Consider the following 23,468-nt stretch of genomic DNA (forward strand, 5'->3'; position numbering starts at 1 on the left):
CGTCAGTACGTCGCCCCAGTTGAAGCCGTGCGGCCAGCGGTCGTCGCGGTGGATCCGGCCGCCGTCCCAGGGATCGCCGTAGTGGGCGGCGAGTTCGGGCAGCGAGGCGCCGTAGCGCAGCTCGCCGAGGCTGCCGGTGCCGGCCAGGCCGGTGAGGAGAGCGAGGAAGTCCGTCACCCCAGGCATCCGCGCACCGCGTCGATCAGCCGGGTCGCCCGGGCGTCGCCGTGGCCGATCATCCGGTTGGCGACGTAACCGAAGCCGATGCCGAACTCGTCGTCACCGAACGCGAACTGGCCGCCGGCGCCGTCGTTGCCGAAGCTCCGCGCGCCGAGCAGCCCGCGGAAGGCGGGGGAGTCGAGCAGGACACCGGAGCCCCAGCGGGCGCCCATGTCGAAGCCCAGGAAGCCCGCGCCGGAGGAGACTTCGCGCACCATCCCGGTGACCGTCTCGGCGGAGAGCAGCCGCTCCCCGCCGTCCAGGCCGGTGACCGCCGCCGCGTACAGGCCGGCCAGCCCGGTGGCGGAGGCGACGGCGCCCGCACCGGGCAGTTCGATCGCGTGCAGGGCCGGGTCGTTCCAGCCGTGCGGCGCGTCCAGGCCGGGGAAGACCAGTGCGCCGTTCATCGTCACGATCCGGGTCAGCAGGTGCTCGGGGCCGGGCATCGGGCGGCGGCCCTCCGCCTCCACCAGCCGCGCCAGGCGGGGGAGTTCGCTCTCCGGCAGGCCGATCCGGACCGGCAGTCCGAGCGGCTCGGCGAGTTCCTTGTGCAGGAACGCGCCCGGGGTCAGGCCGGTGATCCGGCGGATCACCTCGCCGACCGCGAAGCCGAACACGTGGCCGTGGTACTCGTAGGCCGTGTCCGGCTCCCAGAGCGGCTCCTGCGCCTCGATCGCCCGGATCACCGGCTCCCAGGCGGCGATCTCCTCGAACGTGAGCACCGCGTCCAGCGCCGGGATGCCGGCGCGGTGGCCGAGGATCATCCGGGTGGTGACGTCCTGCTTGCCGTGCCGCGCGAACTCGGGCCAGTAGCGGGCGACCGGGGCGTCCAGGTCGAGCCGGCCCTGCTGGGCGAGCAGGTGCGCGGAGATGCTCACCGGGCCCTTGGCGCACGAGAACACCGGCACCACGGTGTCCTGCGTCCAGGCCCGGCCGGTCCGTTCGTCGGCCGTGCCGTCCCACAGCTCGACCACCTTGCGGCCGCCGGCGAAGACCGTGACGGCGGCGCCCAGCTCGGGGAAGTCGGCGAAGTTGCGCGCGAAGGCGTCCGCGACGGTGCCGAACCGTTCGTCGGCCCAGCCCTGGTACTGCTGCATGGTGTGGAGCCCCGTTCTGCCCTCAAGATCAACGACCGGACCACGCTACGGGAGCCGGACAGCCGGGACGAGGGAATTTCACCAGGTCGGGGCTGAAGGGGCGGGTGTGACAGACTCGGCGGCGATCCGGGAGGTGACGCGCCGTCGGTCCGGCGGAGGGTCGGCGTCCGTCCTGCGGATCCCGGTGATCGGAGGAGGAGGAGGACGGGTGGCGGGGGTCGCGGTGGACCTGGAGGCGTTGACCGGGCGCTGGGAGCGACGGTGGCCGGGGAGCCTGCCGGTCGGGCACGAGCTGGACGAGCGGGGGCGGGACGTCTGGGTGCGCTTCCACGGCCTGCCCGACTCCAAGCGCTACCCCGGCGACGAACGCGAGTACGCGATCGTGCTGGAGCGCCACAACACGGTGCTGGACGAGCTGTTCGGCGGCACGGAGCTGTACGTCATCATTCCGGCGTGGACCTCCGATCCGCCCGCCCCCGCCGCGCGCCCGGGAACGACCCACTGGCGGACCTGGCTGCAGACCGACGACCCCGACCCGGCGTTCCGCACCTACGGTCACGCCTACGTCGAGCAGCTCCCGTGGCGGCGCGGCTGCCTGGACGGTCTGCTGCGCCAGGTCGCCGACGATGAGGTGGCCGGCGTCATCATCACGGACACCGACCTGCGGCGCATCCACCACCCGTACGACGGCGGCGCGGACGTGTTCCTGGCCACGACGGCGGAGCGCGATCGGCTGAAGGCGCGGCACGCCGGCTGGTTGTCGCGGCACCCGAACGGATGGTGACGAGCCGTCAGGTCCTGATTGGCGGACGGTGCGACCACGCCGCGACCCCCAGGGCCGTTCCGATGCCGACGAAGGCGGCGGCCCCGGCCGGGACGATCCAGCCGGTGATCGGGTCGCCGCCCGCGGCGTGGCCGCCGTTCGCACCCAGCAGGGCGGTGAGCAGCCCGTAGGGGACCAGCAGGGTGCCCGCCCAGGCGGGGACGAGCAGCAGGCGGCGGGGCAGGGTGCGGGCCGGTGGGCGCCGGGCCAGGACGAGTGCGAGCGCGACGCCCGCCAGCGCCAGGACGGCGGTGAAGTCGACGCCGTGCTGCTCCAGCCGGATCAGCGCGGCGGGTGCGCCGTTGCGCCGGAAGTCGTCCACCATCCGGTAGCCGTCGGCCAGTCCGGCGCGGCCGCCCGCCGCCCAGTACGACTTCAGCGCGATGTACGGCAGGGCGAGCGCGCCCGCCAGGGTGACGGCGTGCAGTCGGCGTCGGGTCATGTCCGGTCGTCGGGTGCTCCGCGGGGCTTTCGGTGCCCCAAGCCTGCCGGGGGCGGCCCGGGTTGCCGTCCCGCACGAGGAGGGGCCGTCTCCCCCGGGCGGGGGAAACGGCCCCGGGTGGGGTCGGCGCCCGTCGGGTGGGGGAGACAGACGTCGGGTGGGGTCGGCGCCCGTCGGGTGGGGGAGGTGCCCGTCGGGTGGGGGAGGCGCACGTCGGGACGGCTCGGCCGGACCGGGCCTAGCGGGGCGCGGGTGTGGGAAGGCTCGGTCGGTACGTCCGTACACGCCGCACCGGATGCCCGGGGCGGCCCGCACGACCCGGGCAGCCGAACGGTCGGGTGGCCGGGGCGGCACGGACGGCGCGAATGACAGGGAAGGCCGGGACGGCCCGGATGAAGGAGCCCAGGATGACCGCAGTGCACGAATCCGTCCTCGACGCGATCGGCGGGACGCCGCTGTTCCGCCTCGCCCGGCTCGGCGCCGGTATCGCCGCGCCGGTCTACGCCAAGGCCGAGTTCCTGAACATCGGCGGCAGTGTCAAGGACCGCGCCGCGCTCTCGATGATCCTGGCCGCCGAGCGGGACGGTCTGCTGGAGCCGGGCGGGACGATCGTCGAGGCGACCTCCGGCAACACCGGCATCGGTCTGGCCATCGTCGGGCGGCAGCGCGGGTACCGGGTGATCGCGGGGGTGTCGGACCGGTCGGCGCCCGAGAAGTCGGACATCCTGCGGGCGTACGGCGCCGAGGTGGTGCTCGCCACGACCGCCGTGCCGCAGGAGGATCCGGCGCACCTGTTCAACGTGGCCCGGCGGCTCGCCGAGGAGATCCCCGGCGCCTGGCTCGCCAACCAGTACGACAACCTGGCCAATCCTGACGCCCATGTCCGGACCACCGGCCCCGAGATCTGGGAGCAGACCGGTGGCCGGGTGACCCACTTCGTCGCCGGCGTCGGTACCGGCGGCACCGTCACCGGCACCGGCGGGTACCTGAAGCAGGCGTCCGGCGGTGCGGTGACCGTGGTCGGCGCGGATCCGGAGTCCTCCTCGTACGGGGGCGGGGACGGCAGCCCGTGGTTCGTGGAGAGCATCGGGCACTTCCTGCACCCCGGGACGATCGAGGACCGCTGGCCGCAGGCCTACCGCTCGGAGGTGGTCGACTCCTTCGAGCGGATCCCGGACCGGGAGTCGCTGCTGACGGCACGCCGGCTCGCCCGGGAGGAGGGCATCCTGGCCGGCCCGTCCTCGGGCACCGCGGTGGCGGCGGCGCTGCGGGTGGCGCGGCGGCTGGGCCCGGACGACCTGGTGGTCGTGCTGCTGCCGGACTCGGGGCGCTCGTACCTGTCCAAGGTGCACAGCGACACCTGGATGCGGGAGTGGGGCTTCCTGGAGGAGCCGGGGGAGACGGCGGTCCGGGCCGCGCTGGAGGCGGCGGATCCGCTGGTGGCGGTCCCCGCGGACGCGACCGTCGGCGAGGCGGTGGAGGCGCTGCGGGCCGCGCCGGGCGGTGTGGCGCCGGTGGCGCTGGCGCGGGCGGCGCGCCCGTTCGGGGTGAGTGCGACGGAGCTGGTGGGCTCGGTGTCGCGGGAGGCGCTGACGGCGGCGCTCGCGGAGGGCGCCGCCAAGCCGGACGATCCACTGGGCGCGCTGGTGGGGCCGGCGCTGCCGACGGTGGGCGTCGGGCAGTCGGTGGCCGAGGCGCGGGCGGCGCTGGCGGGCCGGGCGGCCGAGGGCGGCCACCCGGCCGTCCTGGTGCTGGTGGACGGCCGGGTGGCCGGGGTCCTGCCGGGGGAGGCGTTCGCGGACTGATGCGGCGTCAGATGTCGCTCGTGGGGGCGAGGATGGCGGAGACCACCCGGTCCAGCGTGCGGTCGAAGGCCTTGTCCGGGTCGGCGGGCGGGCCGGCGGTCGCGAACGCCTGCGCCAGGTGCGGGAATTCGCCGCCGGCCGCCGCCCGGCCGAGGTAACCGACCAGCTCGGCCTGCCACTTGGCGCCCGCGGCGGCCGTCTGCTCGTACTGTGCGAACTGGGTGACGAACCCGTTGAACAGCGCCATCGCCTCCATCCGGGCCCCGCCGCCCAGGCCGGTGGGGGCGGTGACGGCCAGGAAGTGGTCGGTGTAGCGCAGCGCGTTGGGGCCGATGCTGGGTCGGGCCAGCAGCAGTGTGGGCAGCCAGGGGTGGCGGCGGGAGATGCCGAGCTGCTGGTGGGCGAGGTCGGCGAGGTCGGCCCGGACGTCGCCGCTCGGCGCGGCCGGCAGCCGGTACTCGCCGGCGACCGCGTCGAGCATCAGGTCGAGCAGGTGCTCCTTCTTCGGCACGTAGTTGTAGAGCGACATGGTGCCCGCGCCGAGCACGGCCGCGACTCGGCGCATGGAGACCGCGTCCAGGCCCTCGGCGTCGGCGATCCCGATGGCCGCGGCCGCGATCGAGTCGCGGCTGTGGGCCGGGCGCGGGCCGCGGCCGGTGCGTTCGGGGCGCAACCAGATCAGTTCGGGTGCCTCGGGGGGCGTGGGCTTGGCCGGCCCGGGGCCGCCGGTCGCGGGCCCGGCGGTCGCGGAACTGTCGGTCACGGGCCCGCCGGTCACGGAACTGTCGGTCACGGGCCCTGCCTGGTCGGACGCGGCCGTGCTGGACGGCGTGGGCTTGCTGGACGGCACTGGAAGATCACCTCGCCCTCCCATCTTAGATACGTACGCCGTACGTAGTAGGGTGGCGTCCGCACGCACTTCTACGTACGCTGTACCTAGAGAAGGGCAGAGTCATGTCCGACACCACCCGGCCCGCCATCGAGATGGCGGGCGTGGAGAAGCGCTTCGGCGCCACCGAGGCCCTGCGCGGCCTCGACCTCACCGTCCCGGCCGGCACCGTCTGCGGCCTCCTCGGCCCCAACGGCGCCGGCAAGACCACCGCCGTCCGCGTGCTCGCCACCCTGGTCGCCCCCGACCGCGGCGTCGCCCGGGTCGCCGGACACGACGTCGTCCGCGCCGCCGAGGACGTCCGCCGCGCCATCGGGCTCGCCGGGCAGCACGCCGCCGTCGACGAGGGCATCACCGGCCGCGACAACCTCCACCTGCTCGGCCGGCTGCACCGCCTCGGCGCCCGCCGGGCCCGGGCACGCGCCGACGAACTGCTGACCCGCTTCGGGCTCGACGAAGCCGCCGACCGGCTGGTGCGCACCTACTCCGGCGGCATGCGGCGGCGCCTCGACCTCATCGCCAGCCTGGTCACCAGCCCGCCCGTGCTCTTCCTGGACGAGCCGACCACCGGGCTCGACCCGCGCAGCAGGCAGGAGATCTGGGACACCGTCAAGGAGTTGGCGGACGGCGGCACCACGGTGCTGCTCACCACCCAGTACCTGGAGGAAGCCGACCGGCTCGCCGACCACATCGTGGTCGTCGACCACGGCGCCGCCATCGCCACCGGACCGCCGGACCGGCTCAAGGCGGCGATCGGCAGCCAGGTCTCCGTCACCCTGGCCGATCCGCGGCAACTCGCCTCCACCGCCGTCGTGCTGTCGGCGATGACGGGAGGTGACGCGCGGGTGGACGTCGCCGAGCGGACCGTCACGGTGCTGACGGCCCCGGGCGCTTCCGTCCTGCTGCCCTCGCTGGTGCGGGAGTTGGACGGTGCCGGGGTCGTCGCGGAGGACGTCGCGGTGCGGGCGCCGTCGCTGGACGACGTGTTCCTGGCGCTGACCGACCGGCCCGCCGGAGGCTCCGGTGCGCCCGGAGGGTCCGCCGGGGCCGTGGAACCTGCCGGGGGCGCGGAACCTACCGGTTCCGCGGGGTCCGCCGGTGCCGCGGTGTCCGCCGAGGCCGGACGGGCCGCCTGATGGCCGCCATCGGGTCCGTGGCACCGCGCCCGTCCACCGTCGGCCGGCTGGTTTCCGACACCTGGACGTCGATGCTCCGCATCCTGCTCAACTACCGCCACTCGCCGGGCTTGTTGGCCGCATCGCTGGGCGTCCCGGTGGTCATGGTGGTGGTCTTCGGCTACGTTTTCGGCAGTGCCATGCAGGTGCCGGGCGGCGGTGACTACCGGGAGTTCCTGATGCCCGGGCTGTTCGCCATGGTCGCCACCAACGGCGTCATGCCCACCATGGTCGGCGCCGCCCGCGACGTCGGGCGCGGGGTCACCGACCGGCTGCGTTCCATGCCGGTCTCCCGCACCGGCCTGCTGCTCGGGCAGACCCTCGCCGACCTGCTGGTCAGCGTGGTCGTGCTGGCGCTGCTGGCCCTGGTCGGCCTCGCGGCCGGCTGGCGCGCCCGGCACGGACTCGCCGACGCAGCCGGGGCGTTCGCACTGCTCCTGCTCTTCCGGTTCGTGATGACCTGGCTCGGCACGCTGCTCGGCCTGGCCGTCGGCAAGGAGGAGGCCGCCGGTCAACTCTCCGTCGTGGTCTTCCCGGTGGCGATGATCACCAACGCCTACGTGCCGACCCTCGGCATGCCCGGCTGGCTGCGCTTCGTCGCCGACTGGAACCCGATCAGCTCCGTCGTCCAGGCCTGCCGGGAGCTGTTCGGCAACCCCTCGGCAGCCGGTTCTGCCTGGCCCGTGCAGCACGCCTTGCTTGCCGCACTGCTCTGGAGCGCCGTGCTGCTCGCGCTCTGCATGCCGCTCGCCGTACGGAAGTTCGCCACGCACGGGCGCTGAGCAGGGCACTCCGGCGCGCCCGCGCAATGTGCTGGACAGGGCGGCCGGTGTGGTCTTGGGTGGGGCGCCATGGAGTACACCCACCTCGGCCGCACCGGCCTGACCGTCTCCCGCCTCTGCCTCGGCACCATGAACTTCGGCCCGCACACCGAAGAGGCCGACGCCCACCGCCTCATGGACACCGCCCACGAACGCGGCATCAACTTCTTCGACACCGCCAACGCCTACGGCCGCGACAGCGAGGGCAACCTCAAGGGTCGCACCGAGGAGATCATCGGACGCTGGTTCGCCCGCGGCGGCGGCCGTCGCGAGCGCACCGTCCTCGCCACCAAGGCCTACGCCGAGATGGGCGACTGGCCCAACGACGGCAAGCTCTCCGCGCTCGCCATCCGCAAGGCCGTCGAAGCCAGCCTGCGCCGGCTGCAGACCGACCACATCGACCTCTACCAGATGCACCACATCGACCGGGCGACGCCCTGGGAGGAGATCTGGCAGGCGATGGAGGTCCTGGTCGCCCAGGGCAAGATCGTCTACGTGGGCTCCAGCAACTTCGCCGGCTGGCACATCGCCCAGGCCCAGGAGGCGGCCCGCTCCCGCCACTTCCTCGGCCTGGTCAGCGAACAGTCGCTCTACAACCTGCTCGACCGCACGATCGAACTGGAGGTCGTCCCCTCACTCCAGCACTACGGCCTCGGGCTCATCCCGTGGTCCCCGCTGCGCAGCGGCCTGCTCGGCGGCGTCCTGCGCAAGGAGCGCGAGGGCACGCGCGGCCGCAGCGCCATGGGCTACGCGAGCGAACTCCTCGACAAGCACCGCGACCGCCTCCAGGCCTACGAGGACTTCGCCGACGAACTCGGCACCCACCCCGCGGACCTCGCCCTCGCCTGGCTGCTCTCCCGACCCGCCGTCACGGCCCCGATCATCGGCCCCCGCACCCCGGCCCACCTCGACGCGGCCCTCGCCGCGCTCGACCTCCGGCTCGACCGGAAGACCCTCGACCGCCTCGACGAACTCTTCCCGGGCCACCAGCCCGCCCCGGAGGACTACGCCTGGTAGGCGGCGCGGTCCCCGTGGTCAGGCCCGGCCCGGCTGCTCGGCCTGGGCCTGGGCCTGGGCCTGGGCGTGGGCCTGGGCCTGGGCCTGACGGCCGGTGCGGGCCCGGCCCGCTCCGGCTGTGGTAGCAAGGCAGGCATGAGCGAGACGAGGGGCCGGGGGGCGTACCACCACGGGGCGTTGCCGGAGGCGCTGGTGGCCGCGGCGTTCGAGGTGCTGGACGAGCAGGGGCAGGAGAGGGTGAGCGTCCGGGAGGTGGCACGGCGGGCGGGGGTGTCCGCGGGCGCGCCGTTCCGGCACTTCGCCGACCGGCAGGCGCTGTTGACCGCGCTGGCGGACCGGGTGCTGGCGGACTTCGTGAGCTGGCAGGAGGCGCAGGTGGCGGCCGCCGGTGCGGACGGCCGGTCGGTGATGCGGACGATCGGTCTGGGCTGCGTCCGGTACGCGCTGCACCATCCGCGGCGGTTCGAGCTGGTGCGTTCGCGGGTGTTCGCGGCCTCGCGGGAGCCCGAGCTGCGGGAGCAACTGGACGGCATCGACCGGGCGTTCACGGACCTGATCGTCGCGGACCAGGAGGCGGGCCGGTTGCGCCCCGGGGATCCGGCGCTGGTCGGCCTGGCCGGGCAGGCCCTGGTGTACGGGCTGGCGCAGATGATCGTGGACGGGTACCTGCCGGCCGGGAAGGCGGAGGAGGTGGCCGCGCAGGTGCTCGACACCTTCGGCCAAGGGATCGCCAACCGGCCTGTGCAGTAGTCGAATTGTGGCTGTAGCGAGCCTTGACCGGGTCATCGCGCGCTGATGTAATCACCGCTTACATGGATGCGGGTGCCGGTGCGGGGGCACCCGCGGTCAGCCGCGGGGAGGCCGGGATGTCCACGGATTCGACGGGGAGCGGGTTCGTCCGCTCGATGTTCGCCAAACCGCTGCCGGGCTACACCACCGCCGCCGCCACCGGCGACACCGTGGTGCTGCTCATCGGCATGCGGATCAACCGGTTCTGGGCCGTGCACCACTGGGGCCCGGTGATGTTCGCGATGTTCCGGATGCTGTACGAGCTGCGCCGCGGCTCCGCGCGCGGCCGCGAACGCGGCCTCCTCGGCCGCATCCTGCTCACCGCCTCGCCGCGCACCTACTACGTCGTCCAGTACTGGGAGTCGAAGGAGAAGCTGTACGGCTACGCGAGCGCGCCGGACGGCTTCCACCACACCGTGTGGGGCATCGCCAACCGCAAGCTGCGGGAGGGCAAGGCCCGCGGGCACGTCGGGCTCTGGCACGAGACGTACATCGTGCCGGAGGGCGGCTACGAGTCGATCTACTTCGACATGCCGCCGTTCGGCCTGGCGGGCGCCACCGGTGCGCTCCCGGTCGAGGAGCGCGGACGCCACGCGGCCCAGCGGCTGGCCTACCGGTCGAGCGAGACCGGCGGCGCGGGGGACGCCGGCGGCGCCGGGAAGCGGGACGGGGACGTGGCCGTCGGGGACGGCGCGGCGGGCGCGTAGGTGGCGCCGACGGGCGAACCGGTGCCGTGATCGATCTCGGACTGAAGCCGGGCGGCCATCACCATCCAGACCACGAACGGGATCACGAACGCGATCCCCAGCACCGCCGTCACCCCGCCGAGTACGCCCAGCGCCGTCCTCTTCATGATTCCTCCCGCATCCCGTGCCGCTCCCGGCCCTGCGCCGCTCCCGGTCCTGGGTCGCTCCCGGCCTGGGTCGCTCCCAGTCCTGTGTCGCTCCTCGTCGGCGGCGTGATCACGTTAGGAGAACCCGCAGGTCGGCCGCCTGAGTACGGGTACTCAGGGAGTGTCGTGAGTCGGTCGGGCCGCCCGGCGTGAGAGCGTCGGGGGATGGTGGATCAGGGCAGCGCCGCGCGGCCGGTGCGGGTGGTGCACGAGGTGCCGTACCGGGCGCAGTGGGAGTCCCCGGAGCTGGTGCGGGAGATCGTCGACGGGCGGCTGGACGCGGCCGCCGACCCGCGCTGGGGGCAGTCCGGGGCGGTCGGCCCGGAGGAGTACGCGTGGTGGTCGTGGCGGCTGTGCGGGGTGGCCTGCCTGCGGATGGCATTGGAGCACTGGTGGGGCGTGACGCCGACGGCGATGGCGCTGGCGGGCGAGTGCGTGGCGGCCGGCGCGTACGTGCGGGACGGTGAGAGCCTGCACGGGCTGATCCACGCGCCGTTCGCCGACTACGTCCGGCGGCGGTGGGGACTGGCTGCGCGGGCACGGGAGTTGACGCCCGAGGAAGTGTCGGCCGAGGTGGCCGGCGGGCGGTTGGTGATGGTGTCGGTGCACCCGTCGATCCGGGAGCCGGGCGGGCCGGAACCGGTGCGCCCCGGCGGCCACCTGGTGCTGGCCGTGGGCGCCACGGACACGGCGCTGCTGATCCACAACCCGTCCGGTTTCCCGGGGGAGTCGCAGTCCTTCGCGCGCGTGCCGTGGCGGTCGTTCGGGGCCTTCTACGCCGGGCGGGGGGTCGTGCTCGGCCCGCCCGAGCGCCGCGAGCCGTAGGTCGCCACGGGCCGCACGCCGTAGATAGTGGGTCGTGCAGGTCGCCGCGGGTCGTGCGGGCCGAGCGCCGCAGGGCCCCGACGGCGCTACGGATTGTCCGGCAGACCCACCGGGTTGACCGGCAACTCGCTGCGACACAGCGCCGACATCGGCTTCAGCGCCGCCGCCAACCGGTCGAGTTCGGCGCGCGGGTAGTCCTCCCACACCCGGGCGGCGGCCAGATCGGTGGCGGCCTCCAGGGCCTGGTGACGGATCCGGCCGAGCTCGGTGATCGCGCCCCCGGCGGTCAGCCAGCCGCGCTCGACCAGACGCTCCGCGGCCGCCTCCCACTCGGCGTCCGTCCACCCGCGCAGCGGCTGCAGCGCCTCGCGCCGCACCTCCATCGCGCAGCGGACCACCAGTGCCTCGCAACCGTCCAGCCCGGCCGCCACCAGCGCGGCCACGTGGCCGTCCCCGCGGTGCTCGCGCATCACGGTCGCGGCCTGCCAGAGCCGCTCGTACACGCCGCTCGGCCGGGGCAGCCCGGCGTTCGCGGCGGCCAGCACCCGGCCCGCGCAGTCCAGCCGGGACGCGGCCTGCTCCAGGGTCTCCGCCACCAGCTCGACCTGCGCCCGGTCCACGTGCTCCAGCAGCCGGGCCAGCGTCGCCGCCGAGCCCTTCAGCCGGGCGGCCAGTGCCTCCTCCGGGCTCGCGTGCGACCACACCTCCGGCAGGGCGCGTTCGACCATCGTCGGGGAGAAGCTGAAGAACGCGGCGACCACCGGTGCCGCGTCCACCGCGCCGAGCGGGGCCGAGCGGCTCGCGAAGTAGCTGTGCAGCCGGCCGTGCAGCCCGGCCTCCTCGAAGGCGGCGCGGCCCTCGGGCAGGAAGTAGGTGACGGCGTGCACCGGCTCGAAGAGCCACCACAGGGCGCGGGCGGGGTGGACGAGATCGGCCATCGAGGGACCTTCCTCGGACGGAGCTCCGGGCGGGAGCGGGAGCTCGGCTGGTCGGGACGGCCCGGCGGGCGCCGTGACGGTCCGTGGCCCGGACCGCTGCGGCGGGTACGAGGACCGCTTCAAGGGCTGATGACCACGGCGACGGCCCCGGTAACCCCGGACGGGGTGTGATGACGGTCACGCGGGGGTCGCGCGTGCGGTCGGCGGTCGCACGGCACGAGATGATGGGGCGAGGCGCCCGTACCCGGGGAGCCCCCCAGCCCTCATGTGAAGGTAGTCGGTCATGGCCCAGATCAACCCCAGCATCCTGTCCGCGGACTTCGCCCGGCTCGCCGACGAGGCCGAGGCCGTCCGGGGTGCCGACTGGCTGCACGTGGACGTCATGGACAACCACTTCGTGCCCAACCTGACCCTGGGCGTCCCGGTGGTCGAGTCGCTCGCCCGCGCCACCGACACCCCGCTCGACCTCCACCTGATGATCGAGGACCCGGACCGCTGGGCCCCCCAGTACGTCGAGGCCGGCGCGGGCTCCGTCACCTTCCACGTCGAGGCCGCCGCCGCGCCCGTCCGGCTGGCCCGCGAGATCCGCGCCAAGGGCGCCCGGGCCTCGATGGCGCTCAAGCCCGGCACCCCGATCGAGCCGTACGAGGACCTGCTGCCCGAGCTCGACATGGTGCTCATCATGACCGTCGAGCCCGGCTTCGGCGGCCAGGCGTTCCTGGACATCATGCTGCCGAAGATCCGCCGCACCCGGGAGCTGATCGCCAAGCACGACCTGGAGCTGTGGCTGCAGGTGGACGGCGGCGTCGCCGCGAGCACCATCGAGCGCTGTGCCGAGGCGGGCGCGGACGTGTTCGTGGCCGGCTCCGCCGTGTACGGGGCGGAGGACCCGGCGGAGGCGGTCCGCAACCTGCGCGACCTCGCCGACCGGACCTCGGCGGACGCCTGGTGGTCCTGCCGGCACTGAGGCCCTGCGCCCCGGCGGGAACGGCTCGGGGCCGGACGGCCGCCGGACGGCCGTCGGATGGCCGGGCGCGAGTGGAGGAACCTCGGACCGTGATGGATGATCGGTGACGACGGACCCCTCTCCGCCCGGCCTTCCTCGTACGGTGGTGGAACCGCGATGAGCAACCTCGACCTCAAGCCCACCCCGACCGCCTGCGGTCGCGAGGCCAGCACCGGGCCGGTCCGAGACCTCCTGACGGCCCGTCAAGTCCCGCTGGGTGGAAGCACGGTGGTGCGCCGCCTGCTCCCCAACCTCGGCCGCCGGATGGTCGGCGCCTGGTGCTTCGTCGACCACTACGGGCCCGACGACATCGCCGACGAACCCGGCATGCAGGTCCCGCCGCACCCGCACATGGGCCTGCAGACGGTCAGCTGGCTCCACCAGGGCGAAGTGCTGCACCGCGACAGCCTCGGCAGCCTGCAGACCGTCCGGCCGTACGAACTGGGCCTGATGACCTCCGGCCGCGCGATCTCCCACTCCGAGGAGTCGCCGCGCCCGCACGCCCGCCACCTGCACGGCGCCCAGCTCTGGGTCGCCCTCCCGGACGCCCACCGGCACACCGCCCCCGCCTTCGAACACCACCCCGACCTGCCCGTGGTCACCGCCCCCGGCCTGCGCGCCACCGTCATCCTCGGCACCCTCGACACCGCCACCTCGCCCGGCACCACCCACACCCCCCTGGTCGGCGCCGACCTCGCCCTCGCCGAGGGCGCGGACCTCCGGCTCCCCCTCGTCCCCGACTTCGAGTACGCCGTGCTCGCCATGTCCGGCCGCGTCGACGTCGACGGCGTCCCCGTCGAACCCGGCTCCATGCTCTACCTCGGCTGCGGCCTCCCCCACCTCCCCCTCCACGCCCGCACCGACGCGGCCGTCCTCCTCCTCGGCGGGGAACCCTTCGACGAGAAGATCGTCATGTGGTGGAACTTCATCGGCCGCTCCACCGAGGACATCGCGCAGGCCCGCACCGACTGGATGACCGGCACCCGCTTCGGCGAGGTCCACGGCTACGCGGGCGACCGCCTGCCGGCCCCCGAACTCCCCGCCACGCCGCTGAAACCGCGCGGACGGGCGCGCTGACCTGCGGAGACATAGCTCTCGGGATTGTGTCTGGGGCCTGCCGGCCGGTGTGCTCCGGGCGCTCCTCAGGTCCTGGAGCGAGGGACGCCCCCTCAACCGCGTCTCGCGGTCGGCGGCGATCCGGTCGTGGCTCGCGCCGGCAGCCACCAGGACGATCGGCCTGCGCTCGGCGCCGGCGAGGTCGGGCGGCGTGCCGAAGGTCACGGCGTCTTCTCCGTCGGGGTGGTTCGGGCGGGTCGCAGCTGCTGCGGGATCGGTACGTCCGGGGCGGCGAGGCGGAACAGCAGCCTCGGTCCGAGCCGTTCCGCCTGGTCGGTCCCGACGACCAGCACGAGGTCGCCCTCGGCGGCTGTCTCGAAGAGCCGCTGCTCCGGTCCGGGTTCGCACGGTCCGGAGCGGACGCGGTGGACGGATCCTGCTCCGCGCGCCCGGAGGGCGGCCTGCTCGACTGCGTCCAGCGGATCAGGTGTGAGGTGGGCGGCAAGCGGGGTGCTGACCGGCAGCAGCACCACGTGGTCGGCATCGCCGAGAGCGGCGCCGAGCTCGTCGGCGTGCGCACTGGTGCGGGCGAGGCCGTCCGGCTCCAGGACCACGATCAGCGAGCCCTCGGTGAGCATCCGGGCGGCCGTGACGTCCTGGGCGATCTCGCGAGGGTGCCGGGCACGGGAGTCCACCACGGTGATGCCGGACTGCGTGCCAACCGTGGCCAGCGAACGCTCGACGCCGCGGAAGGCGCCGGCTCGCTCGGCGAGGACCTGCGGGCCCTCGCCCAGGATCAGGGCGGTGGCGATGGCGGCGCACACGGCCAGGGCGTGGTGGCGGCCGGTGACCGGGAGGACGAAGGCGTGGTCCGTCCCCTCGTATCGCAGGGTGACGCGGAAGTCCTCGCCGGTCCAGCGGGGCCTCGTGATCCACACGACGTCGGTCGGGTCGGTGCCGACGGTGACCACATGCGGTCCGGGCCGGTCGCTCAGGCGCTCGCGCAGGATCTTCGCGCCGTTGTCCCAGGTGGGCAGGACGACGGTGCCGGCGCGGCGGGCGAGGAGCTCGGCGGCGTCGAGGCCGGCGATGTTGTCCTCGTAGTGCGGGGCGTTCGCGTCGGTGGTCAGGATGAGCGCGGCGGCGAAGCGGGGGCCGTGGTGGAGGAAGTGCGGTGCGGGGCGGTGCTGCCAGGCGCCGGGCGGAGCGGCTTCGTGGGTGGTGGTGTCCGGGCAGAAGTCCGCGACGATACGGCCGTCCCCGGCGTGGCCGGCGCTGCCGCCGCCGGCCGGGGTGTTCAAAACCCAGCCCGTCTGGCCGTCATCCAGCACGGCCGCCAGGGCGGCTGCCGCGCTCGCGGTGCTGTGACTGCCCGCCACCGCCACCGCCTCGGACCCCGCCCCGGCACAGATGGCCGTGAGCGCGACGGCCCGGCCGAGGATCGGCAGCCGCAGCACCTGGGCGTGGTCGAGCTCGGGATGTGCCCCGGCGAAGACACCCGACCACACCACGGCCGTCCGGTCGGTGCGCACGTGCTCAGGCTTGAAGCCCAGCCGCACCTGGACGCCGGCAGCGCTCAGCGCGGCCACCGCCAGGCTGTCCCGGTCGGCCTCGGGGACGCTGCCGGTGACGTCGGCGCCACTGCCGGCCAGCCACAGAGCCAGGCCCTCCATGCCGGGAGCGGCGACATCGACCAGGTGTACGGCCCTCAGCAGATCGGGCACGGCAGACGTGGCCGGGCCCGCGACGGGGTGGCTGCCGGGGTGGGTGGTGGTGTCCATCATGGTCTCCAAGGGGAAGTCAATGGAAGGAAGTTGAGCGAAGCGGGGAGGGAGCGACCCGCCGCCGATCCGGGGCACCGGGGACGCATGGCCGGCGGCGGGGCTGTGCCGGACCGAAGCGTGTCCGATCGGTGGACCGTGCTGTGTTGCCTTGGTCCTCTGCTGACCGCCGTTCAGCGTTGCGAGGTACTCGGTCCCGAGTTCACCGCCTCTGGCGGGTGAGGCATCGTCGAGGCTGTCCGTCCGGCCCTGGGCGCGCGGTGTTTTCCGCGGCTGCGGTGCCCGGGGGTTCCGGGGAGCGTCTGCGACCAGGTGGCTACCGGGTTGCCGAGCCAGCGGGTGGCGGGAGGGACCGCCTCGCCGCGCATGACCAGCGAGGCCGCGCCGACCGACGAGCCCGGCCCGAGGGTGGCGCCCGGAAGGATGATCGAGTGCGGTCCGATCGACGAGCCCTCGGCCAGGCGCACCTCGTCCAGCCGCATCACCCGGTCGTGGAACAGGTGGGTCTGCAGCACCACCCCGCGGTTGACGCTGGCGCCGTCGTCCACCCGCACCAGGTCGGTCTCCGGCAGCCAGTGCGTCTCGCACCACACACCCCGGCCGATCCGGGCGCCCAAGCTGCGCAGCCAGATGTTCAGGAACGGCGTGCCGATCAGGGTCGAGCCCAGCCACGGCATGGCGAGTTCCTCGACGAAGGTGTCGTAGAGCTCGTTGCGCCAGACGAAGGTCGACCAGAGCGGGTGCTCGGCGGCCCGGAACCGGCCCAGCAGCAGCCACTTCACCAGGGTGGTGGTCAGGCAGGCGGCGATGCCGGCGCCGAGCAGCACCGGACCGCCGCAGGCGATGGCGGCCGCCAGGCCGTCGGTGCCCATCACGTCCTGCAGGGCGGCGAAGGTCAGGTCGCCCAGCAGCGCGCTGCACACCACCGGCAGGAACCGGCACAGCTCCACCGCGGCCCGCGCCAGCACCAGCCGCCGGGGCGGGTCGTAGGTGCGGCTCGGGTCGCCGGTGTCCGCGACTCGGGGCAGCGCGATGCCCGGCCGGCCGAGCCAGGACGAGCCCGGCGTGGCGTGCGGCGGCGTGTCGGCCAGCACGCCGACCAACGCGTCGTCCGGCAGCTCGCGGCCGGCCGCGACGATGCCGGAGTTGCCCACGAAGGCCCGTCGGCCGACCCGGGCCGCCCGGAGCCGCAGCCAGCCGCCGCGCACCTCGAACGGTGCGACCAGGGCGTCGTCGGCAAGGAACGCGCCGTCGTCCACCCGCATCAGCCCGGGCAGCGTGAGCACCGTCGAGGCCTCCACCCGGCGCCCGACCGTCGCGCCCAGCAGCCGCAGCCAGACCGGCGTGAAAAGGCTGGCGTAGAACGGGAAGAGCGAGCCGCGCGCGGTGTCCATCAGCCGCGCGACCACCCAGACGCACCAGCCGACCCGGCCGTGCACCGGGTGGTACCCCGGCCTGATCGGCCGGCTGAACAGCCGGACCAGCAGCGCCAGCAGCAGCGCGTAGCAGCTTACCGCGACCGCCACCAGCACCGGCGTCACCAGCATCAGCTGCAGCAGCGCGGAGCCCAGCGTCCGGTCGGTGTCCAGCAGCGGACAGGCGAGCGCCAGGGCCGGCGCGGCGGAGGCCGGCGGCAGCAGACCGAAGCCGAACAGGCCGAGGCCGTAGGCGAGTTCCCAGCGGCGGGACCGGTGATGCTCGGGGCGAGGCCAGCCGGAACCCGCAGGGGCGGCGTCGGGGGCCGGGCGGGCCGGCGAGCCGTGCACGTGCGCGTCGGCCGGTACCGGGTCGAGTACGCAGCTGCCGGGGGCGACGTCGGCCCGGGCACCGACCCGGGCACCCGGCATAAGGGTGGACCGAGTGCCGACCCGGGCGCCCTCGCCGACCTCGACCGCGCCCAGGTGCAGCAGGTCGCCGTCCAGCCACCAGCCGGCCAGGTCGACCTCGGGCTCGATCGAGCAGCCCGCGCCGAACCGGCCGAGGCCGCTCACCGGCGGCATCGCGTGCATATGGACGTCTTCACCGATCTCACAGCCAAGTGCTCGGGCGTAGTAGCGGGCCAATGGGGTACCAGCCACTACTGCGACGTTGAACATCGCGACCGTCCGCTCGGCGGCCCACAGCCGCAGGTGCACCGAGCCGCCGCGCGGATAGCTGCCGGGCTTCACCCCGGTGGTCAGCAGCCGGGCCGTGCCGGCCCCGATCACCAGCCGCCCGGGGACGCTGGACAGCACCGCCCAGCCGATGAGGATCAGCCACCACGGGGTGTACGGCGACCGCAACAGGGTGCCGCCGGACAGGTTGTCCAGCGCGGCGAGGCCGAGCACCCAGCGCAGGCTGCCGACCGTGTACAGCACGGCGAGTACCAGGAACTGCACCGGACCGGCCCGGCGCGGGGTCGGCCGGACGGTCCGCTGCTCGCGCGGCGGGCCGCCCAACTCGTCCAGTCTGGCGGCCATGTCGAGCAGGCCGGGGTGGGCGTAGAGGTCCGCGATCGAGACGGCGGGGTACCGCTCCCGCAGCGCCGAGACCAGCTTGGCGGCGGACAGGCTGGTGCCGCCGAGCGCGAAGAAGTCGCCGCCGGCGCCGACCGGGGTGCCCAGCAGCGCCTCCCATTGCCCGGCCAGCCAGCCGGCCGTACCGGTCGGGCGCGGGCCGTCGGCGCCGGCCGGGCCGGTGGTGGCGAGCGGCCAAGGCAGGGCGCTCCGGTCGACCTTGCCGGAGGTCTTGGTGGGCAACCGGTCCACCACGCCGAGCACCGGTACCAGCGACTGCGGCAGTCGCTCCAGCAGGAGTGAACGGGCGGCGGCCGGGTCGAACGGGGCGCCGTCGTGCAGCACCAGATAGCCGACCAGCACCTCGCCGCCGGCCGGGGTCCTGCGCACGGCCGCCGCGGCAGCCCGTACCCTCGGCAGTGCCTGCAGCGCGGCGTCCACCTCGCCCAGTTCGATCCGACGGCCGGCCAGCTTGATCTGCTCGTCGGCGCGGCCTATGAAGACCAGGCCCTCCGGCTCGGCCCGCACCAGGTCACCGGTGCGGTAGACCCGCGGGCTGCGCAGGTAGGGGCTGCGGCCGTACTTCTGTGCGTCCTTCTCCGGGTCCAGGTAGCGGGCGGCTCCGACGCCGCCGATCACCAGCTCACCGGTCTCGTGCCAGGCGACCGGCTTGCCCTCGCCGTCCACCACGCCGATCTCCCAGCCGTCCAGCGGGGCGCCGATCCGCACCGGCTGCCCGGGATGCATCTGCGCGGCGGTGGCGACCACAGTGGTCTCGGTCGGACCGTAGGTGTTCCAGAACTCCCGGCCGGGCACCGCGATCCGCTCGACCAGCTCGGGCGGGCAGACCTCGCCGCCGACGATCACCAGGCGGACCTGGGCCAGGCACTCCGCCGGCCAGAGCGCGAGCAGCGTCGGCACGGTGGAGACCACGGTGATGCCGCGCTCGACCAGCCAGGGCCCGAGGTCGGTGCCGGCCTTGACCAGCGAGCGTGGCGCGGGCACCAGGCAGGCGCCGTGCCGCCAGGCCAGCCACATCTCCTCGCAGGAGGCGTCGAAGGCGACGGACAGGCCGGCCAGCACGCGGTCGCCCGGGCCGAGCGGCCGGCGCTGCAGGAACAGCCGGGCCTCGGCGTCCACGAAGGCCGCCGCCGAGCGGTGGGTGACGGCGACGCCCTTGGGGCGGCCGGTGGTGCCGGAGGTGAAGATGATCCAGGCGTCGTCGGCCGGCGACGGCCAGGCCGGCTGCCCGCCGGGGTGGACGTGCGGGGTGGGCGTGATGGTGCGGCCGGCCCCGAGCACCGCGCAGACCTGGGCGTCCTGCCAGATCATCTCGGCCCGCTCGTCCGGGTCGTCGGCGTCCACCGGGACGTACGCGGCGCCGACCCGCAGCACGGCGAGGATGGCGAGGTAGAGGTCGGCGGTGCCGGACGGCACCCGCACACCGACCCGGTCGCCCCGGCCGATCCCCGCGGCGGCGAGCCGGCCGGCGAACTCGACGACCCGGTGCAGCAGCGTGCGGTAGTCGAGCACCTCGCCGCCGGCGTCCAGCGCGGGGGTGTGCGGGCAGGCCTCGGCGGCCGCCACGAGGGTGTCGAGCAGCGTGCGGGCCGGGGCGGCCGGGGCGAGCGGCCAGAGCGCCCCGGCAGTTACGTCCGGAGTGACCTCGCCGGGACTTTCCGCCCCGAAATACTCGCATGTCTCCATCGAATTTCTCCATCGGCAGGGCTTCTCGACTCTCTGCCGACGGGACTCCTCATCCGCCGGCAGTCGAGAGGGCGTGCGGACACCGCGGCAATCACTCCGAAGTACACGGATGAACAGAGCATCAAATGCCATTCCGTGCCGGGTCTGATCTGGGGTTCGATCTCACGAGGGTCAGATGCCGGACTGAGCATCGTACGGCGGGCTGACGTAGGAATCCGGTGGGTGAGAGGTGTTCTCGTATCCGCTGAAGGGCAGCGGCTGGGGCTGGGGAAGGCCTGTCGTCGTGATCTTCATACCTCCTGGCGGAATCGACTGCGGAGGGTCGGCTTCGTGATCGCACGTGCCGTTCGTGGCCGTTGCACCGTGATGGGTTGAAACCGGGTCGGTGTCCGGTCCGGCGGATCGATCGCCAGTCGTCACCTCGGGAACGGCAGCGGGGGCCCGTGACTTGGATGGCAACTGCGGGACGGGAGGGGAGGTTTCCGACCTGTGGTGCGCCGCCGAGCGTATAGGCATAACGACGTCAAGGTCCGATGGCGGCGTATGCCTTAAGGGGCTGCTAAGGATTCGCTCATTCTCGTCCGTGGCCCGCAAAGGCGCTCGCTGGTGCAGGGCACCGCAGGTCGGGGCCGATGTGGTGGTGGCTGCGACGCCTTTGTCGCCATGGAGTGGCTCACCGGAAGCGTGTCGGAAATGTCGGCCGTGCCCGTCGGGCCGGGTGAGTACTCCCCTGAATGAGCAAAACCTTATGTGTCGTTTAGGAATGGCGCTGAACGGAGCATCGAGCGTGTGGATCTCCTAGCATCCATGTCACCAGCGCCGCACCTGCCAGCGGCATAACAGCGAAGAGAGTTGTGCCAATGCACTCCAGAGCACGATGTCAGCGCTGCAGTTTCGACGGGCCCGGCACCGGCCACATCTGCAATCCACAAGCCGACGCCTCGTTCCCACAGGACTCCCGCCTCGATCTGCGCATCCCGCCGTACCTCCTGGAGCTCGATGCTCCGGAGGCGGGAAGCGAGGCGGAGACAATCGTGCTCCCGGTCATCAGCGAACTGGATCCGTCCGCCGAGCGCCGCGCCGGTGATCCCGGTCCCGGAAGACGCCGAGATCCGCAGTCGTCCGGGGCTGCCGCCCGCCGGTTCACCCGCAGGACGGTGCTGATCGTCGCGCTGGCCCTGACGGTGGGGGTGGTCCTGTATACGCAGATATCGGGACTGACCGCGCCGGCCGGCTCCGGGGACGGGACGTCGGTGGCCATCCCCGGCGGCCCGGTTGGGCAGAACGACTTCTCGCTCCCGCCGTTCGCGTCGCCGTCCCCGCAGCAGGCCGGTACCACACCGGGTTCCGTCGCGTCGGCGCCGGTCGGCACCACTCGCTCGGACCCGCCCGTAGCCCCTGCCGCCCAGGTGCTGGTGGACGCCGCGTCCGGCAACTGCCTGACGGCCGGCCCGGACGGCAGCCTGCAGATCTGGACCTGCGACGGGCGCGCGACGCAGCAGTGGACCCATACCGCCGCCGACGAAATGCGCACAGCCAACAGCACGCTCTGCCTCGCTCCCGCACAGGACTTCGGGCAGGACGGTACCCGGGTGATGACCATCCTCTGCACCGGATCGGCCAGCCAGAAGTGGACCGTGCGCCCGGACGGCAATCTGGCCCACGCCAGATCCGGGCTGTGCCTGGACGTACTTGACGGATACCGGGCCAACGGCACCCCGCTCCAACTGTGGACCTGCCCCGGCCCGGCCGGCCCGGCCTGACAACGCCGTTGCCGCCGAGCCGAATCGCACGGTCCGCCCGCTCTGGGAACACGCCGCCGAAGTCGGTGCCCCCGCGGCGGTATCGGTGTACAGCGTGGGCCGGAACACCATCGGCGTCAACGCCAACCGCCGCCTGCCGGCCACCGATCTGACCACCCCGGGCGGGCGCGCGAACACCACGACATCCGGCGACCAGTTGCCGGTCTTCGGCGAATCCCCCGCCCTGCCCGCCCTCGACGTGGACCTCTCGCCCGGCGAATCCGCGGCCACCGAAGAACCCGCGAGCGCGCAACCCGCCACCGCCCCATGGGATACCGGCGAACTCAACGCGATGCTTGTCGCCGGGCGCCAGCAGTACCCGGCCGGACAGGCGGCGCTCCAACAGCAGCTCTACCCGGCCGTGGCCCGGACACCCGCCACGTTCTGGGCCCCGGCAATCGCGCCCGCGCTCGGTACCGCCACCTCCTTCGACGTCCGACGACAAAAGGATCAACGTATGCTCAGAACACTGAACAGACACAAGTCCCGGGCCGACGGAGGCCGGGTGGTCACGCTCAGCCTGACTCTCGGCGGGCTGCTCGCCGTCGGCACGTCCTTGCTGAGCGTCTCCTTCGCCGACACCGTCCCCGTCGCCGCCCCGTCCGCCACCTCCGACCCGGACTGCACGCTCACCGTGCCCGACGCACCACTCAGCGACCGCGGGCTGGCCACCCCCTATGTTCTGACAGCCACCGACCCCGCCAAGGGCCCTTGCCACGAGAGCAACCCGCGCCAGGCGGTCTTCGTGCAGGCCACCGTGCTCGACCCGGACACCGGAGCGGTCTTCGTCTACAACCCGTTGGTGACCGACAGGGGCAGTGAGCCCGCCGTCGCCCCGGTTCTGCCCAAGCTGCCCGAACACGCTGTCGTCGGCATCTGGTTCAGCTTCGACGGCAATACCCTCACCCTGGCCGGCCACGCTGCCGCCGGCAAGTGCGCAGGCCGATCGCCGGTGCAGCCGTTCGGCCAGTTCGCCTCCTGCAATGCCGCCGAGTTCTTCAGGTCTGCGTGGTCCGCGCAGAGCGCCAGTCGGCTCGTCGTGCCGCCGCTGGGCACGGCGCGTGACGGCAGCCCCTGCCCGACCACCCGCGACCTGGGCATCGTCGGGCAGGACCACGACGGCAACGTGACCACCGAGTACCTGATCACTGCACGCGGCGCGACAGCACAGCGGACCGCTGCCACCACCGGTCGGCTTTCCGGCTCGACCGTGGCGCGCAGCGTCGTCGCACCGTCCGTCGGCAGCGACAACCTGCTGCTCACGAACTTCATCGACCCGGCGCTCGGCTGCACCCCGTGGACGGCTCCCGACTTGGCAGACCCGGGCAGTAGGGTCACCTCGCTCGCGCTGAACGAGCTCCAGGTAGCCAACTTCAAGGCATCGCCCGTGGGCCTGGCCCCGCTCACCGGAAGCCCCACCGGCCCAACGCGCGTGGGAGGCAAGGACCGGACCCGGCAGTTCCCCGCTGACGGCAACCCGCCGTCGGCCGATCACGCCACAACCGCCGATCTTCGTACCTACTGTCAGGCGCTCGCCACCGTGGAAACCCAACGGCTCCTACGAGACAAGGAGTTCACTGCCAAGGCCGCCTCGCCACAGCCCGGACGCACGCTGTTCGACTTCCTGAACCAGCGGTTGGCCGACTCCTTCACCGGCCTCGGCTGCCGCCAGGTCCTCGCGCCGGCCCCCAGCCAGGCAGCCGGCGGTACGCCGACCGCCATGCCCGGCCAGATCCCGTCGGCCTTCGGCAACCACTTCTGAGCTTGTCGCTCAACCTCGCCGGTCAATCGACCTGCTGAGATCCCCCGGGAACCGGGGACAGACGACGCGGCCGTTCTCCACGCTTCGAAATGTCAGGTGACGAAGTACGAGGGAACGGCCGCTGCGT

General features: G+C 73.6%; 18 protein-coding genes. 12 read left to right on the forward strand and 6 right to left on the reverse strand.

Annotation, left to right across the window (positions count from 1 at the left end; all coding sequences use genetic code 11):
• Nucleotides 1–173: 173 nt before the first annotated feature.
• Nucleotides 174–1,316 carry a serine hydrolase domain-containing protein gene (locus tag ACFV0O_RS09405; protein WP_380338559.1) on the reverse strand — a complete coding sequence of 381 codons (1,143 nt, stop codon included), beginning with the start codon at nt 1,314–1,316 and terminating at the stop codon, nt 174–176.
• Between the two features lie 208 nt (nt 1,317–1,524).
• Between ACFV0O_RS09405 and ACFV0O_RS09410 the strand changes: the two genes are divergently transcribed.
• Entirely contained in the window at nt 1,525–2,100 is a 576-nt protein-coding gene (locus tag ACFV0O_RS09410) for a hypothetical protein (RefSeq protein ID WP_380338562.1), read from the forward strand.
• A 7-nt stretch (nt 2,101–2,107) separates the two neighbouring features.
• On the opposite strand, the gene ACFV0O_RS09415 is transcribed toward ACFV0O_RS09410, so the two are convergent.
• Nucleotides 2,108–2,581 carry a hypothetical protein gene (locus ACFV0O_RS09415; RefSeq protein ID WP_380338565.1) on the reverse strand — a complete coding sequence of 158 codons (474 nt, stop codon included), beginning with the start codon at nt 2,579–2,581 and terminating at the stop codon, nt 2,108–2,110.
• Nucleotides 2,582–2,988: 407 nt separating this feature from the next.
• Here ACFV0O_RS09415 and ACFV0O_RS09420 point away from each other — a divergent pair, with 407 nt between their 5' ends.
• Complete coding sequence (locus ACFV0O_RS09420; protein ID WP_380338567.1) at nt 2,989–4,386, forward strand: pyridoxal-phosphate dependent enzyme; 1,398 nt, start codon at nt 2,989–2,991, stop codon at nt 4,384–4,386.
• A gap of 7 nt (nt 4,387–4,393) precedes the next feature.
• On the opposite strand, the gene ACFV0O_RS09425 is transcribed toward ACFV0O_RS09420, so the two are convergent.
• Complete coding sequence (locus ACFV0O_RS09425; protein ID WP_380338570.1) at nt 4,394–5,149, reverse strand: TetR/AcrR family transcriptional regulator; 756 nt, start codon at nt 5,147–5,149, stop codon at nt 4,394–4,396.
• A gap of 191 nt (nt 5,150–5,340) precedes the next feature.
• Here ACFV0O_RS09425 and ACFV0O_RS09430 point away from each other — a divergent pair, with 191 nt between their 5' ends.
• The 6 genes from ACFV0O_RS09430 to ACFV0O_RS09455 all read left to right on the forward strand — a co-directional run bounded on the left by ACFV0O_RS09430 (nt 5,341) and on the right by ACFV0O_RS09455 (nt 10,794).
• Nucleotides 5,341–6,411, forward strand: coding sequence for an ATP-binding cassette domain-containing protein (locus ACFV0O_RS09430; RefSeq protein ID WP_380338573.1), 1,071 nt, complete (start codon nt 5,341–5,343; stop codon nt 6,409–6,411).
• Nucleotides 6,412–6,428: 17 nt separating this feature from the next.
• The gene (locus ACFV0O_RS09435) at nt 6,429–7,232 is read left to right on the forward strand and encodes an ABC transporter permease (protein ID WP_380338576.1); all 804 of its coding nucleotides are present in this window, start codon (nt 6,429–6,431) and stop codon (nt 7,230–7,232) included.
• A 69-nt stretch (nt 7,233–7,301) separates the two neighbouring features.
• Nucleotides 7,302–8,288, forward strand: coding sequence for an aldo/keto reductase (locus tag ACFV0O_RS09440; RefSeq protein WP_380338579.1), 987 nt, complete (start codon nt 7,302–7,304; stop codon nt 8,286–8,288).
• Between the two features lie 135 nt (nt 8,289–8,423).
• On the forward strand, nt 8,424–9,038 hold the full coding sequence (locus ACFV0O_RS09445) for a TetR/AcrR family transcriptional regulator (protein WP_380338581.1): 615 nt from the start codon (nt 8,424–8,426) through the stop codon (nt 9,036–9,038).
• Nucleotides 9,039–9,193: 155 nt separating this feature from the next.
• Entirely contained in the window at nt 9,194–9,784 is a 591-nt protein-coding gene (locus ACFV0O_RS09450; RefSeq protein ID WP_380338756.1) for a DUF4188 domain-containing protein, read from the forward strand.
• A gap of 350 nt (nt 9,785–10,134) precedes the next feature.
• Entirely contained in the window at nt 10,135–10,794 is a 660-nt protein-coding gene (locus tag ACFV0O_RS09455; protein ID WP_380338583.1) for a C39 family peptidase, read from the forward strand.
• A gap of 86 nt (nt 10,795–10,880) precedes the next feature.
• On the opposite strand, the gene ACFV0O_RS09460 is transcribed toward ACFV0O_RS09455, so the two are convergent.
• Entirely contained in the window at nt 10,881–11,732 is an 852-nt protein-coding gene (locus ACFV0O_RS09460) for a hypothetical protein (RefSeq protein ID WP_380338586.1), read from the reverse strand.
• Nucleotides 11,733–12,015: 283 nt separating this feature from the next.
• Between ACFV0O_RS09460 and rpe the strand changes: the two genes are divergently transcribed.
• Both rpe and ACFV0O_RS09470 read left to right on the forward strand, forming a co-directional pair.
• The gene (rpe, locus tag ACFV0O_RS09465) at nt 12,016–12,699 is read left to right on the forward strand and encodes a ribulose-phosphate 3-epimerase (protein WP_380338588.1); all 684 of its coding nucleotides are present in this window, start codon (nt 12,016–12,018) and stop codon (nt 12,697–12,699) included.
• A gap of 156 nt (nt 12,700–12,855) precedes the next feature.
• A complete protein-coding gene (locus ACFV0O_RS09470) occupies nt 12,856–13,815 on the forward strand; it encodes a pirin family protein (RefSeq protein WP_380338590.1) in 960 nt (319 codons plus the stop codon).
• A 200-nt stretch (nt 13,816–14,015) separates the two neighbouring features.
• On the opposite strand, the gene ACFV0O_RS09475 is transcribed toward ACFV0O_RS09470, so the two are convergent.
• Nucleotides 14,016–15,578, reverse strand: coding sequence for a glutamate ligase domain-containing protein (locus ACFV0O_RS09475; protein WP_380338759.1), 1,563 nt, complete (start codon nt 15,576–15,578; stop codon nt 14,016–14,018).
• A 170-nt stretch (nt 15,579–15,748) separates the two neighbouring features.
• Nucleotides 15,749–19,777, reverse strand: a complete 4,029-nt coding sequence (locus ACFV0O_RS09480) for a Pls/PosA family non-ribosomal peptide synthetase (protein WP_380338593.1) — start codon at nt 19,775–19,777, stop codon at nt 15,749–15,751.
• Between the two features lie 860 nt (nt 19,778–20,637).
• Between ACFV0O_RS09480 and ACFV0O_RS09485 the strand changes: the two genes are divergently transcribed.
• Both ACFV0O_RS09485 and ACFV0O_RS09490 read left to right on the forward strand, forming a co-directional pair.
• Complete coding sequence (locus tag ACFV0O_RS09485) at nt 20,638–21,540, forward strand: ricin-type beta-trefoil lectin domain protein (RefSeq protein ID WP_380338596.1); 903 nt, start codon at nt 20,638–20,640, stop codon at nt 21,538–21,540.
• A 94-nt stretch (nt 21,541–21,634) separates the two neighbouring features.
• Nucleotides 21,635–23,341 (forward strand): hypothetical protein, encoded by a 1,707-nt coding sequence (locus ACFV0O_RS09490; RefSeq protein WP_380338599.1) that lies wholly within the window; start codon nt 21,635–21,637, stop codon nt 23,339–23,341.
• Nucleotides 23,342–23,468 lie beyond the last annotated feature (127 nt).

Origin of the sequence: Kitasatospora sp. NPDC059577, from assembly GCF_042735475.1 — a bacterium.
Classification (GTDB): domain Bacteria; phylum Actinomycetota; class Actinomycetes; order Streptomycetales; family Streptomycetaceae; genus Kitasatospora.